The following is a 13,687-nucleotide window of genomic DNA, read 5'->3' as shown; positions in this document are numbered from 1 at the left end:
TGGGGCGGCGCCGCGCGGGCGCGGCATTCTAACAGCCTCGCGGGTAAGGCGTCGGCGCAAGGTACACGTGGCGTCGGCGGGTCGTGGTTATGATCGAAGGCTTGTGTGGATGTGGAGCCGCCGCATGGCGACGATCGAAACGCTTTCCGAACAACGCTGCCTTGGCGGGGTGCAGGGCTTCTATCGGCACGAGTCGCAGGCGTGTGGCGGGCCGATGCGCTTCGCGTTGTATCTGCCGCCCCAGGCGGCGGCGCAACCTTGCCCGGTGCTGTACTTCCTGGCCGGGCTGACCTGCACCGAGGAGACGGCCACCATCAAGGCCGGCGCGCAGCGCCTGGCCGCTGAACTCGGCCTTGCGCTGGTGATGCCCGACACCAGCCCGCGCGATACCGGCCTGGCGGGCGCCACCGGCGACTGGGAGTTCGGCGAGGGCGCGGGGTTCTATCTCGATGCCACGCAGGCGCCGTGGTCTGCGCGCTTCCGTATGCGCAGCTATGTGGTGGACGAGCTTCCCGCGCTGCTGGCTGCCCATTTTTCGGTGGATATCGAACGAGCCGGCGTGTGCGGGCACTCCATGGGTGGGCACGGCGCCCTGACCCTCGCCTTGGCAAACCCGCAACGCTATCGATCGGTGTCCGCGTTCGCGCCCATCGTGGCGCCTTCGCAGGTGCCGTGGGGACAGAAGGCGTTCGCGCGTTACCTGGGCGAGGACCGACGGGCCTGGGCCGACTACGATGCCTGCGCGCTGGTGGCCCGGCAGACCTTCCCCGGCACCATCCTGATCGACCAGGGCGAGGCGGACCGCTTTCTCATGGAACAGTTGCGGCCCGAGCTGTTCGAGCAGGCCTGCGCCGGGGCCGGGCAATCACTGGTACTGCGGCGGCAGCCCGGTTACGACCACAGCTACTGGTTCATCACGACCTTCGTCGACGACCATCTGCGCCATCACGCGCGGGCGCTGGGCCTGTAGTCGCTCGCAAGGACCGCGGCGGCGCGTGTCGCCACGCGCCGCCGCCGTGAATCGATCAGCCGCGCGTTTCCGGCCGCGACGCACTGCCGCCACGACGGGGGCGACGGTTGTTGCGCCCGGCGTTGGCCGCCACGTTGCGATTCTGCCCATGGTTGCCGCCATGCCCGGCATGCCCGCCATTGCGCGGTGCACGCGGCTGGCGCTGGCCCTGCACCGGGCGCGGCGCACCGGCATCGAGCCTTAGCGGTGCCGAAGGCTCGAAGCCCTCCACCGCGGTGATCTCGATCTCCTGCTTGAGCAGCTTGCGGATGTCGCGCAGCAGGCCCGATTCCTCGTGGCTGACCAGCGACACGGCCATGCCCTCGGAGCCGGCACGACCGGTGCGGCCGATGCGATGGACGTAGTCTTCGGCCACCATCGGCAGGTCGTGGTTGATCACCATCGGCAACTGGTCGATGTCGATGCCGCGCGCGGCGATGTCGGTGGCCACCAGCACGGTCACGCGGCCGTTCTTGAAGTCGCCCAGCGCCTTGGTGCGCGCGTTCTGGCTCTTGTTGCCGTGGATCGCGGCGGCACGCATGCCGGACGCTTCCAGGAACTTCACCAGCTTGTCGGCGCCGTGCTTGGTGCGGCTGAACACCAGGCTCTGGCGGCGGCTGTCCTGCGACAGCACGTGCAGCAGCAGGTCGCGCTTGCGCGAGGCATCGACGGGATGCACGTGATGGGTGACCAGCGGCGCCACGGTGTTGGGCGGGGTAACCGACACCTCGCGCGGCGAGCGCATGAACTGCATCGCCAGCGCCTTGATCGGCTCGGCGAAGGTGGCCGAGAACAGCAGCGTCTGGCGCTGCTTGGGTACCGCGGTGAGGATGCGCTTGATTGCCGGCAGGAAGCCCATGTCGAGCATGCGGTCGGCTTCGTCCAGCACCAGCACTTCCACGCCGGACAGGTCGACCGAACGCTGCTGCATGTGGTCGATCAGGCGACCCGGGGTGGCGATGACCACGTCCACGCCGCGGCGCAGCGCCTGTATCTGCGGACCCATGCCGACACCACCGAAGATGGTGGTGCTGGAGACGCGCAGGTGCTTGCTGTAGCCGCGCAGGTTGTCGTGCACCTGGGCGGCCAGTTCACGGGTGGGGGTCAGCACCAGCGCGCGCGGACGACGGGTCTGCGTGGCGCCGGCGGTGGACAGGTGCTGCAACAGCGGCAGCGCGAAGGCGGCGGTCTTGCCGGTGCCGGTTTGCGCGGCGGCCAGCAAGTCGTGGCCTTCCAGCACTAGGGGAATGGCGCCGGCCTGGATCGGGGTGGGCTGGGTGTAGCCCTGTTCGGCAAGCGCGCGCAACAACGCGGGCGCAAGGCCCAGCGATTCGAAAGACATGAAAACACTCCTGTGCAACCCGGAGCGTTCATTCAGAACCGCGTTGCGATATGGGGAAAGGGGCGGCTGTGGGCCGCAACGGCTTCGAGGCCGTCCGCGCAGTATAGCGCAACCGTTGGCAAGGTGCCGGCTGCGGATTGTGGGCGGCAAGTTGCGCCATGGCCAACCGGGGCAACCTCGAAAAAATCCGTTCGGGATCGGGTCAGCGCGTCATTCGAGATGGCCGGTATCACTTGCGGCCGATCGATCGCGGCCAAAGAGCATCGCCCACGAGTGGGCTCCTACAGGTTGTTCGCGGATGGTTTGTCGCGAGCATCCGCCAGTCCGGGCTTCAGTCCGGCCGGCGTGCCACGACCAGGTAGCTGTTGAACGGGGTGCGGCCCCACAGCGGCGTGAGGGAGGTGACCAGGCCGGCGCGTTCGAGTGGCGCGGTCACTTCTTCGGCGGTGGGGTAGTGGTCGGCACCCACGCGCATCCAGCCGGTGGCGTGCAGCACGTGTTCCTCGATCACGGTGGCATGGAAGCGCCAGTGCCTGGCGCGCAGCACGTTGCGGATCATCAACTGGGCGCCGGGCGCTACGTGGCCGGCCAGTTGTTCGAGCAGCGGTGCCTGGCGCGCGGCCGGCAGGTAATGCAATACGTCGAGCAGGCTGACGTGGCCACGGAAGTCCGGCAGGTCGGCGACATCCGCGCAGCGCAGGTCCAGCGCATCGTCGATCGCCGCCGCGGCAGCCCGGCCGTCGGCGATCTTGCGCTCGTCGTGGTCGATGCCGACATAGCCATGCAGCACGCCGCAGCCGTGCAGGTAATGGCCCAGCAGCCCCATGCCGCAACCCACGTCGAGCAGCGGGAAGGGCCGCGATTCCTGTAGCAGCCGCGCCACCGCCGTATAAACCGGATCGCCGGCCAGCTTGCCGCGCACGTACTGGCGCTGGTTGAAACCGGTGAACCGCGCCGACAGCGTGGCGCGCATGGAACGGTCGAGGCGGTAGCGCGGCCGCACCGTCAAGGCTGGCGCTCCGGTTGGCCGGGCGCGGGGCGGGCCTCGTGTCGGGACGATCGCTGCATGGTCGCACTCCGCGGACGGGACGCCAGTATAGGCGGCCTCCGCGCGCCGGATGTGCAGGCAGCGCATGCGCGCCCAGGCGTGCTATCGAGTGGCTCGCGTCGGCGACGATGCGCCATGAGGCAACGTCGCAAAACCGGCCGGATCTCCGTGGGAGCGCAGCTGTGCGCGGCCGTTGGCCTGGCCCTCCGGGCGGTCGCGCACAGGTGCGCTCCTACAGGGAACCTTGAATAACTCTCTTTCGCGCGACGCTTTTGTAGCCCACAAGTGGGCTCCTACAGTGGGCGTCGCAAGCATTCGGGGTTTTCGAGGTTCCCTACAAGGGATCGCGCCAGAGGGGTAATTCGAGGTTGCGTAAGCGCTGCGCGGCACGTCGGGCCCCACATTGGACTCTCGCAAAATGAGCCCGGCGCGAAGCCGGGCTCTTTGGTCATGCGACGGTCTGGCGGTTATTGGCAGGTTACGCCCACCGCGTTGAACGCGGCCACCACGTCGCTGCGCGAGTAGCCGTAATCGTCGGCCGCGTTCTCCACGCCGCAGGCGCCGGCGTTGAACGTGGAGTTGGCCGTCCAGTACAGCGCGTTGGCCCGCTCGAACACCTCGAACGCCTTGTGCGTGTTCCAGTTGGACGACTTGGCCAGGGTGCAGAAGGCCTTGTTATAGACGCCACTGGAGTAATGGACGTCGAGCCCGCTGTAGTAATCGGCCGCGTTGTCGATCGAGCCGCCGTCGTTGCCCGGCGTGCACATCCAGCGCAATGCGGTACCGCGCTTCATGATGTCCGCGCCGACCAGCCAGTCGTTGGCACCGCGGTCATAGTATTCGGCCGCTTCGCCGGCCATGTCCGAGAACGCCTCGTTCATGCCGCCGGACTGGCCGGAATACTGCAGGCCGGAGTTCTGCTCGGTGAAGCCATGGCTGATCTCGTGGCTGGTCACGTCCAGCGCGGTGAGCGGGTAGAACGTGCTGGCGCCGTCGCCGAAGGTCATCGAGCTGCCGTTCCAGAATGCGTTTTCGTAGTTGCGGCTGTAATGCACGTTCATCACCAGCTGCATGTTCAGCGGCGGGGCGCCGAACCAGGCGTTGTACATGTCGTGCACGACGGCGCCGAAGTGGTGCGCATCGTTGATCGGCGAGTAGGCGCCGTTGATGCCGTCGCCGCTGCTGGTCGGGCAGGTGAAGGTCCACAGCGTGGCGCGGTTGCGGCTCTGGCCCATGTCGTTGGTCTTGACGTCGGCGTTCACCATGGAGCAGGTGCTGCCCGATTGGGTCACCGACAGTGCCGGGTAATCGGTGCCGTAGAAGTACTGGCCGGTCTTCTCGTTGCCGCCCGGACCGTTGGCCGCGGCCGCCGTGCCGGAGCCGCCACCACCGCCACCGCCGCCGGGCTTGCCATGCCCGTTACCCGTGGTCAGCCCTTCCCAGCTTTCGATGATGGCGCCGGTATTGGCGTCGACGATCGCGGTCGGGCGCGTGGGATGACCGTGCCGGTCGACGAAGAACGAGGTCAGGTAGACCAGCCGCGCCTTGCTGCCTTCGGCGTAGACGTACAACTGGTGCTTGACGTTCTGCAGGTCGGCGTCCGATACCGCGTTGATGCCGGTGCCGATGCCCAGCGGCAGCAGGCCGGCATGCTGGCGCAGGGCGGTCACCGCGCCCGAGCCGCTGACGCGAGGCCTGACCGAAGCCAGATCGAAGCCCAGGCCGTTGGAAAGATGGCCCTCGACGCTGCGAACGTTGCCCGCGGCGTCGCGTTCGACCACCACGCTGCGCCCGTACACCGGCACGCCGCGGAACATCTGGTGCTCACGCGTCTTGAGGGTGCCGCGGGCGGTACGCAGTTGCAGTCCGGGCGCCAGCGTGGCCTGCGGGTCCATGCCCAGGCGCTGGGCCAGGGCGCTGGTATTGAGTTGGCCCATGGCGGGCGCGTGGATGGTGTGGGGCGTGGCGGCCGGGGCGGCGGCGGCCACGGCCAGGCCAAGGGCGCCGAGCAGGGCGCCGGCAAGCGGTTTTTGCATCATGGGTGTTTCCCTCCCGAGGAAATGGATGGGCGGTCAGTAGCCTCCTGCCCCGTCGCGCCATGTGTCGGCACTCGCCGATCCCCAAGGAGGCGAGGTGCCGGCTGGGCACGCTACGTCGCTCTGGGGAGATGGCATCTTGCTGCGCAACATGCTCGTCGCAGCTGCACACGACCGCGTGCCAGCTTGATGGCCGGAGCCGATGCTGGAAGCGGCGGCATGAGCGTGCCGTTCACATTGCGTGAGCCGGCCCGTGATCCACGCCGGCGGGCGCTTCGGCCGGTCGCGGGCCTGATAGAATCCCGGGTTTCGCATTCCCACGAGACAGGCAATGAAGGCAGGCAAGGACAACGTCATCGCGTTCCACTACACGCTCACGGTGGACGGCGACAAGGTGGAAAACTCGCACGACAACGGCGAGCCGCTGTGGATCCTGCTCGGCCACGGCCAGCTCATCCCGGGCCTGGAGAAGGCGCTGGAAGGCCACGAGGCGGGCGACACGCTCGCCGTGGACATCGCGCCGGCCGAGGGCTACGGCGAGCGCGAGGACGGCCGCATCCAGCGCGTGCCGAAGAAATATTTCCAGCAGGCGGCCAAGCTCAAGCCGGGCATGGCCACGGTGCTGTCGCTGAAGGAAGGCGGCCATCGCGCAGTGACCGTGCACAAGGTCGGCATGAGCACGATCGACGTGGACCTCAACCATCCGATGGCCGGCAAGACGCTGCATTTCGACGTGGCGATCGAGGGCGTGCGCGAGGCGACCGAGGATGAGCTCAAACATGGGCACGCGCATCCGCCGGGGCAGGAAGCGCACTGAAGCGCGAAGCGCGCCAGGACGCGCTTCAAACGGTAACGACAACGGCGCCCTCGGGCGCCGTTTTCCTTCGCACCTTCTCCCCTGCGGGGAGAAGGTTGGGATGAGGGATCGACCTGGCCTCGGCCCTTTCCTTTGCCCCTGCCCTCCGGGGAAAAGCTCGGGGCCAATCCAGCCCAGCCCTCAATCCAGCAACCGCTTTCCGAACGCGAAATGGTCGCGCCAGTACGGCCCGTCGATGTCGTCCAGCCTCACGGTGCCGCCGCTGTTGGGTGCATGCACGAAGCGGCCCTTGCCCACGTAGACGCCCACGTGGCTGATGTCGCCGCCGATGTCGAAGAACACCAGGTCGCCGCTGGCCAGCTCCCTCATCCGCCGCACCTTGCGCCCGTCCACTTCGGACATGGCACGCGAGTTGTGCGGCAGCAGGATGTCCGCTGCGTTGCGATAGATGTAGTCGACCAGCCCGCTGCAGTCGAAGCCGCCATCGGGCGTGTTGCCTCCCCACTGGTAAGGCGTGCCGACCAGTGCGATGGCGCGGAACAACACATCGTTGGCGGTGCCCGCGCTGGCCGCCGAGGGAGCCTTCGGCGGCAGGTCGGCCAGGGACGAGTGCGAGGTCTTGAACGTGGGCTGGCGACGGTGCGGGTCGCCGGCGCAGGCGGCCAGCAGCAGCGCCGTCGTCCCGACCAGGACCAGGCGCAGGCGCGTGGCGGAGAAAAGGCGTCCGGACCCGGTCATGGCTACCTCGGTAGTGTTTTGCCCGAGCTTATCCAATCAATGGCTTGCGTCAAGTTGGTGAGGCGGCACTGCAGCTCTCAATGCGCCGCATCCACGCGCACGGGCCGGGTCGCCAGCACCTTGCCGGCGGCATCCAGGCTGCGCAACCGGTAGCGACCCGGCCGCAACCACAGGGTGTTGCCGGCGCCGCCTTCGAGGAACACGTAGCGATCGGCGGCCACGGCATCGTCCGACTCGCTGGCGTAATGGGCTTCCACCAGGCAGGGGAAGGTCTGCGCGCACAGATCCGGGCTGACCGGCACCGGCCTGCGCCGGCCGTCCAGTGACAGCCAGCCGGGGCGGTGGCCGTCGGCCGCGGGCGGCAGGGCGATCGCGGTCTTGCCGTCGACCCGCAGCGAGATCACGCGGTCGCGCACGTAGGAGCTGACTCGCTGGTTGGCCGGCGGCAGGATCACGTTCATGTCGTAAAGCCGCGGGCGAGCGCTCCAGAACCGGCCGTCACCGGCATGGCGCAGCACGATCGGCCCGTGAGGATGGAACGCCTGCACGATCTGGTGGTAGGGCTGGCGCAGGATGCCGCGCGCGTCCAGGTGCGGCGTGAGGCCGCTGGGCGGCACGCCGCGCAGCGAGTCGCCGGTGCGCACGGCGTTGTTGACCATGCGGTGGGCCTCCAGCTCGTTGGACGGCTCTTCCTCGCGCACGTCGGTCTGGTCGATGCTGAGGATGTCCAGGCCGGTCAGCGCGTGCAGGCGCGCGGCCATCGGCAGCACGTTGCCGAGCCGGCCGCGCGCCTGGTCGATGTGCGCGTAGCCGGCATGCACCAGCAGCTTCGCTTTCGGGTTGCCGGCGAGCACCTTGTCGTAGAGCGCGCGCGCCTGGCCCTTTTCGCGGTCGTCGGCGCCATGGTCCGCCCCGTCGTACGCCACCAGCACGTAGCCCAGCCGCAGCGCCTCGCGGACGATTTCGCCGTAGACCGGTTCGCGCAGGTATTCGGTGCCGCTGCGCCTGGTGGGGTAGCCGCGCTGGCGCAGCGGCGAGTTGTCTTCGGTGAGCGCCTCGATGGCCAGGTGGGTGTAACCGATCGCCCGCAGCCGGGGCAGCAGTTCGAGCGTCAGCAGCCGGGTGTGGGCGTCATGGTGTGCCTCGTTGACCATCACCACGCGCCGGTGCGCAGCCAGGTCGACGATGGCATCCACCGCGTCGGTGGCCTGCCAGTCCGAGGGCGAGGGCAGTTTGGTATCGCCGGGCAGGCGGGCCTTCAGCGGGAAATCCCGCACCGCCTCGCCGTAGAGCCCCAGTTCGTTCTCGCTGAAGGCGAAGTACTGTTGCGCCATGCCCCTGTCGGCCGGCTCCAGTTGCGGCATGGCCTGCAGCAGGTAGCCATAGCGGCCGAGCTCGTTGGTGTCGCGCATGGCGGCCAGCAACTGCCGGGTGGAGATATCGCTCGCCTGCACCGGGACAGGCTGGGTCGATGCGGCGGCCAGCACGCAGGCAAGAACAACGGTCAAGCGAAACGGCATGCGCTTATTTCCCCTGGAGTGCCCGGAGCCAGACTAGGCGCCGCATGGCGGTTCGGGCAAGGGCCATGCGACTGGGCCGTGGAGGGGGCGGCGACGTTCCCGTTCACATCCGGCCAACCCGGGGTTGGCATGCTGGGCGGAACCATCACGGAGGGGCCATGACTTCCGATTTCGACCTGATCGTGCTGGGCGCCGGTTCCGGTGGCCTGACGGTGGCGCAGCGCGCGGCGCGGTACGGCGCAAAGGTGGCACTGCTGGATTCCGGACCGCCGGGCGGTACCTGCGTGAATCTCGGTTGCGTGCCGAAGAAGGCGCTCTGGTTCGCCTCGCAGCTGGCGCAGGCGCAGGCGCTTGCGGCGGACTACGGCTTCGACCTGGCGCCGGGGCGGCTGGACTGGAACCATTTCCGCGGCCTGCGCGACCGCTACATCGAGGGCATCCGCCAGCGCTATGCGCAGCGGCTGGACGAGGCTGGCGTGGCGTGGCTCGGCGCGCAAGGGCGGTTGGTGGATCGCGACACGGTCGAAGCCGGCGGCACGCGCTATCGCGCGCCGCAGATCGTGATCGCCACCGGCGCGCGGCCCCGTCGGCTGCCGCTGACCGGTTTCGAGCTCGGCATGGTGTCCGACGACATTTTCTCGTTGAGTGCTTTGCCGCGGTCGATCGGCATCGTCGGCGGCGGCTATGTGGCCACCGAGTTTGCCTGCCTGCTTCGGGCGCTGGGTTGCGAGGTGGAGATGCTGATCCGCAAGCAACTGCTGGACGGTTTCGACGCCGAGCTGGCGCAGGCGCTGTCCGCGCAGATGCGCGGGCAGGGCATCCGGATCACGCCGCAGAGCAACGTCACCGCGGCCCGCGGCCAGGCCGGCGAATTGCTGCTGGACGATGCCCGCGGTGCGGCGCACGGACCCTACGAATCGGTGTTGTGGGCGGTCGGGCGCGTGCCCAACAGCGATGGCCTGGGGCTGGACGAGGTCGGCGTGGCGCGCGACGACAAGGGATTCATCCAGGTCGATGCGCACCAGAACACGACCGTGCCCGGCATCAGCGCGATCGGCGACGCCACCGCCTGCCCGGCACTCACGCCGGTGGCGGTATCGGCGGGCTACGCGCTGGTCGAGCGGCTGTTCGGCGGGCAGCCGCAGGCGTCCTTCGATTACCAGGCGATACCCACCGTGGTCTTCGCCGACCCGCCGCTGGGCAAGATCGGCCTGACCGAGGCGCAGGCGCGGGCGCGCCATGGGGATGCGGTGCGGGTGTACACCAAACACTTCGTGCCCTTGCAGTTCGCGGTGGCCGGACACCGCCAGCCCACCGTGATGAAGCTGGTCTGCACGGGCGACGACGAACGCGTGCTCGGCATGCATGCGCTCGGGCCCGGCGTGGAGGAGATGCTGCAGGGCTTCGCGGTGGCGATGCGCCAGGGCCTCACCCGGCGCGAACTGCGCAGCGCGGTGGCGATCCACCCGACGTCGTCGGAAGAGATGCTGCTGATGCACTGACCGGGAAAAGGCGCGCATGGGTCGGCGTTACACTGGCCCGATGGACATCTTCGAGCTCGACCAGGGCACGTCGCCCCTGCTGATCAGCCTGCCGCACGACGGCAGCCATGTTCCCGACGACATCGCCGCGCGCATGCATCCGCAGGCGCGCCGCTCGTCCGATACCGACTGGCACGTCGCCCGTTTGTATGCGCCGCTGGCGCAGATGCTGGGCGCCAGCCTGCTGCGTCCGCTGGCGTCGCGATATGTTGTCGACCTCAACCGGCCGGCCGATGGCCATGCGCTGTATCCGGGCAAGCGGGAAACCGGGCTGGTCTCCACCATCGGTTTCGACGGCGAACCGTTGTACCGCGAAGGCGAACCGGATGCATCGGAGGTCCAGCGCCGCGTGGACGCGTATTGGCGCCCCTACCACGCCGCGCTCCAGCAGGAACTGGCGAGGCTGCGTGCGCTGCACGGCCGCGTGGTGCTGTGGGAGGGTCATTCGATCCGCAGCCGCGTGCCGATGCTGTTCGACGGGCGCCTGCCGGATCTCAACCTGGGTACCGCCGACGGTGCCAGCTGCTCGCCGGCGTTGCAGCAGCAGCTCCAGGGCGTGCTCGGCCAGAGCGGCTACACCTATGCGGTCAACGGCCGGTTCAAGGGCGGCTACATCACCAGGCACTACGGATGCCCGGACGAAGGCGTCGATGCAGTGCAACTGGAAATCGCCCAGTGCTGCTACATGGACGAGGACAGCTTCGCCTGGGACGAGGACAAGGCCATGGTCCTGCGCGGCGTCATCGCACCCTTGCTGCGCGCCTGCCTGGCCTGAGCCACGTAGGGTGGGCTTCAGCCCACCATGCCGTCGCATGAGGTGGGCTGAAGCCCACCCTACGCAATCAACCGCCCGACAGCGCGGCGATGCACTTGAGCTCGATCGCGATCGGCGTAGGCAGGGCGCTGATGCCCACGGTGGTGCGGCAGGCATCCACGCCGGCGAAATGCTCGGCGTACAACTTGTTGTAGACCGGGAAATCGCGCGCCATGTCGGTAAGGAACACGGTCACGTCGACCAGGTCCTCCCAGCGCGCACCGCTGGCTTCGAGCACCGCGCGCACGTTGGCGAACACCTGCCGGCATTGCGCCTCGATGTCGTAGGCGGCGAGGCCGCCGTCGTGCTCGTAGACATTGCCCGGCACCTTGTTGGTACCCGGTTCGCGCGGCCCCACGCCGGAGAGGAACAACAAATCGCCCACGCGGCGCGCATGCGGATAGGCGCCGACCGGGGACGGCGCGCTGTCGGTGCGGATGCCCCCGCTCATGCCTTTGCCTGCCAGCGTTCGGCCATGCCGCCGAGCGCACGGCGATAGGCTTCGGTCATGTCGTCGCGGCCGGTGACCACCAGGCCCAAGTCGTGCATGTGGCCGTCGGTGAGGCCATAGACCCAGGCATGCACCGCCAGCTTCTGGCCGCGCTCCCAGGCGTCCTGCACGATGCTGGTGCCGCACACATTGAGCGCCTGTTCGATCGCATTGAGCTCGCACAGGCGGTCGTGGCGCGCCGCGAAAGGCACGCTCGAAGGCAGCGCATCGGCGTGCTTGAACGCCACGTCCTTGACGTGACGCAGCCAGTTGTCGATCAGCCCCAGCTTGTCCTTGCGCAGCACCGCGCCCACGCCGCCGCAGCCGTAATGGCCGACCACCAGGATGTGCTCGACCTTGAGCACGTCCACCGCGAACTGGATGGTGCTCAGCGCGTTGAGGTCGGTGTGCACCACCACGTTGGCCACGTTGCGGTGGACGAAGATCTCGCCCGGCGGCAGGTCGACGATCTGGGTCGCCGGCACGCGCGAGTCGGAGCAGCCGATCCACAGGTACTTCGGCGCCTGCTGCTGCGACAACTGCTCGAAAAAGTGCGGGTCGGCGGCGGTGACGTCCGCGGCCCAGCGGCGGTTGTTGGCGAGCAGATCTTTGAGCGTGTGCGGCATGGGCTTTCCTTGGATCAGTAACGAATGCAGATGTTCTTCGGCTCGGTGACGAAGGCCAGCGCCTCGGTGCCGCCCTCGCGGCCCATGCCCGAATGCTTGACGCCGCCGAACGGCGTGCGCAGGTCGCGCAGCAGCCAGCAATTGGTCCAGACGATGCCGAACTCGAGCGCGGCGGCGACGCGGTGGGCGCGGGAAAGGTCCTGCGTCCATACCGACGCGGCCAGTCCGTAGCGGCTGTCGTTGGCCAACGCGATCGCTTCGGCCTCGTCCTCGAACGGGATCAGGCCCACTACCGGGCCGAAGATCTCGGTCTGGTGGGCGGTCGAGGCGTTGGACAGCCCCTCGAACACCGTGGGTGCGACGAACCAGCCATGGGCGCAACGGCCGGGTGGTTGAACCGCCTCGCCGCCGCACAGCACGGTGGCACCAACCTCGCGGGCCTCGGCGATGCAGCGCATCACCTTGTCGAAATGCGCCTGGGAAACCAGCGCGCCGAGATGGGTCGAGCCATCCTGCGGATCGCCCACGACCAGGCGCTGCACGCGTTCCAGGTAGCGCTCGCGGAAGCGCTCGTAGATCGAACGCTGCACCAGCAGGCGCGAACCGCACAGGCAGATCTCACCCTGGTTGGCGAAGCCGGAACGGACGATGGTGTCCAGGTTGGCATCGGACAGGTCGGCGTCGTCGAACACGATCGCCGGGTTCTTGCCGCCCATTTCCAGCGAGACCTTCTTGAAACGGGGCGCGGCGGCGGCGGCGATGGCCGCGCCAGTGGCGGTACTGCCGGTGAAGGAGATCGCCTTGACGCCCGGATGCTCGACCAGCGGCTGGCCCACGCCCGGGCCGCGGCCTTGCACGATGTTGAGCACGCCCGGCGGAAAGCCCGCCTGGATGCTGAGCCCGGCCAGGCGCGCGGCGGTGCACGGCGTCACCTCGGACGGCTTGGCCACCACCGCGTTGCCGGCGGCCAGCGCGGGCGCGATCTTCCAGGTGAACAGGTACAGCGGCAGGTTCCACGGACTGATGCAGCCGACCACGCCCAGCGGCTGGCGCAACGTGTAGTTGATCGCGCCGCTGTCGGGCTGGCCCAGCGCCATGGCGTGCGACTGGCTGTCCCAACCCTGGATCGCGGCGGCGAAGTAGCGCAGGTTGCTGACCGCGCGCGGGATATCCAGGTTGCGCGCCAGCGCCAGCGGCTTGCCGCTGTCGCGCGACTCCAGCGCGGCAAAGGCGTCCAGGTCCTGTTCGATCAGTTCGGCCAGGCGATTGAGCAGGCTTGCGCGCTGCTCGATCGGCGTGTTTGCCCAGGCCGGCGCGGCGCGCTGCGCGGCGGCGACCGCTTCGGCCACGTCGTCGGCGTCGGAATCCGGGCAATGCGCGAAAACCTCGCCGGTGGCCGGCTCGTGCACGTCGAGCCAGCGGTCCGCACGCGGGGCCACGAGGCGGCCGTCGATCAGGTTGGCGAGGCGCAAGTTAGGCATCCGGACAAGCTTACGACCTGAATCGAGGGATTGCACCGGACGGCGGCGTATGCACCGACTTTCGCGGGGTGGGCTTCGGGCCACCGTGCCGGAGAGCGGGTGGGCTGAAGCCCACCCTATGTATGGACTCGCCTCCACGGTCAACCCCCGTTTGCTGTCAAGAACGACCGGCTGCGTCTATGTATGAGGCCTCGTCGAGGTGGTCGCAGGGACCACGGGCCGGCA

12 protein-coding genes are annotated in these 13,687 nt (G+C 68.6%); 4 read left to right on the top strand and 8 right to left on the bottom strand.

Going from position 1 to position 13,687, the window contains the following annotated elements; genetic code table 11:
- The first annotated feature begins 124 nt into the window (after window positions 1-124).
- A complete protein-coding gene (gene fghA / locus OSC30_RS13855; protein WP_323374218.1) occupies window positions 125-970 on the top strand; it encodes an S-formylglutathione hydrolase in 846 nt (281 codons plus the stop codon).
- 55 nt (window positions 971-1,025) lie between these two features.
- Here fghA and OSC30_RS13850 read toward each other — a convergent pair whose 3' ends face one another.
- The 3 genes from OSC30_RS13850 to OSC30_RS13840 all read right to left on the bottom strand — a co-directional run bounded on the left by OSC30_RS13850 (window position 1,026) and on the right by OSC30_RS13840 (window position 5,438).
- Window positions 1,026-2,351, bottom strand: coding sequence for a DEAD/DEAH box helicase (locus tag OSC30_RS13850; protein ID WP_267172457.1), 1,326 nt, complete (start codon window positions 2,349-2,351; stop codon window positions 1,026-1,028).
- Window positions 2,352-2,682: 331 nt separating this feature from the next.
- Window positions 2,683-3,354 (bottom strand): class I SAM-dependent methyltransferase, encoded by a 672-nt coding sequence (locus OSC30_RS13845; RefSeq protein WP_323374219.1) that lies wholly within the window; start codon window positions 3,352-3,354, stop codon window positions 2,683-2,685.
- Window positions 3,355-3,866: 512 nt separating this feature from the next.
- On the bottom strand, window positions 3,867-5,438 hold the full coding sequence (locus OSC30_RS13840; protein WP_267172455.1) for a M4 family metallopeptidase: 1,572 nt from the start codon (window positions 5,436-5,438) through the stop codon (window positions 3,867-3,869).
- Window positions 5,439-5,766: 328 nt separating this feature from the next.
- Here OSC30_RS13840 and OSC30_RS13835 point away from each other — a divergent pair, with 328 nt between their 5' ends.
- The gene (locus OSC30_RS13835; protein ID WP_267172454.1) at window positions 5,767-6,252 is read left to right on the top strand and encodes an FKBP-type peptidyl-prolyl cis-trans isomerase; all 486 of its coding nucleotides are present in this window, start codon (window positions 5,767-5,769) and stop codon (window positions 6,250-6,252) included.
- A gap of 180 nt (window positions 6,253-6,432) precedes the next feature.
- Here OSC30_RS13835 and OSC30_RS13830 read toward each other — a convergent pair whose 3' ends face one another.
- Together OSC30_RS13830 and OSC30_RS13825 are read right to left on the bottom strand one after the other, a co-directional pair.
- Complete coding sequence (locus OSC30_RS13830; protein WP_267172453.1) at window positions 6,433-6,990, bottom strand: C40 family peptidase; 558 nt, start codon at window positions 6,988-6,990, stop codon at window positions 6,433-6,435.
- A 77-nt stretch (window positions 6,991-7,067) separates the two neighbouring features.
- On the bottom strand, window positions 7,068-8,510 hold the full coding sequence (locus tag OSC30_RS13825) for a hypothetical protein (RefSeq protein ID WP_267172452.1): 1,443 nt from the start codon (window positions 8,508-8,510) through the stop codon (window positions 7,068-7,070).
- A 158-nt stretch (window positions 8,511-8,668) separates the two neighbouring features.
- Between OSC30_RS13825 and gorA the strand changes: the two genes are divergently transcribed.
- Together gorA and hutG are read left to right on the top strand one after the other, a co-directional pair.
- Entirely contained in the window at window positions 8,669-10,012 is a 1,344-nt protein-coding gene (gene gorA, locus OSC30_RS13820; protein WP_267172451.1) for a glutathione-disulfide reductase, read from the top strand.
- Between the two features lie 16 nt (window positions 10,013-10,028).
- Entirely contained in the window at window positions 10,029-10,826 is a 798-nt protein-coding gene (gene hutG, locus OSC30_RS13815) for an N-formylglutamate deformylase (protein WP_425474756.1), read from the top strand.
- Between the two features lie 67 nt (window positions 10,827-10,893).
- Here hutG and OSC30_RS13810 read toward each other — a convergent pair whose 3' ends face one another.
- Genes OSC30_RS13810 through OSC30_RS13800 form a run of 3 tightly spaced genes read right to left on the bottom strand, consistent with a single transcriptional unit; the run spans window position 10,894 to window position 13,462 of the window.
- The gene (locus OSC30_RS13810) at window positions 10,894-11,316 is read right to left on the bottom strand and encodes a RidA family protein (RefSeq protein ID WP_267172450.1); all 423 of its coding nucleotides are present in this window, start codon (window positions 11,314-11,316) and stop codon (window positions 10,894-10,896) included.
- Entirely contained in the window at window positions 11,313-11,981 is a 669-nt protein-coding gene (can, locus tag OSC30_RS13805) for a carbonate dehydratase (protein WP_267172449.1), read from the bottom strand. The genes OSC30_RS13810 and can overlap by 4 nt, the downstream gene beginning before the upstream one ends.
- Window positions 11,982-11,995: 14 nt before the next feature.
- Window positions 11,996-13,462, bottom strand: coding sequence for an aldehyde dehydrogenase (locus OSC30_RS13800; protein ID WP_267172448.1), 1,467 nt, complete (start codon window positions 13,460-13,462; stop codon window positions 11,996-11,998).
- Between the last annotated feature and the right edge of the window lie 225 nt (window positions 13,463-13,687).

It is taken from the genome of Frateuria hangzhouensis, from assembly GCF_026410505.1.
In the GTDB taxonomy this organism is placed as follows: Bacteria; Pseudomonadota; Gammaproteobacteria; order Xanthomonadales; family Rhodanobacteraceae; genus Frateuria_A; species Frateuria_A hangzhouensis.
The sequence above is the reverse complement of the archived record's forward strand: the minus strand, read 5'-3'. Positions and strand labels throughout refer to the sequence as shown.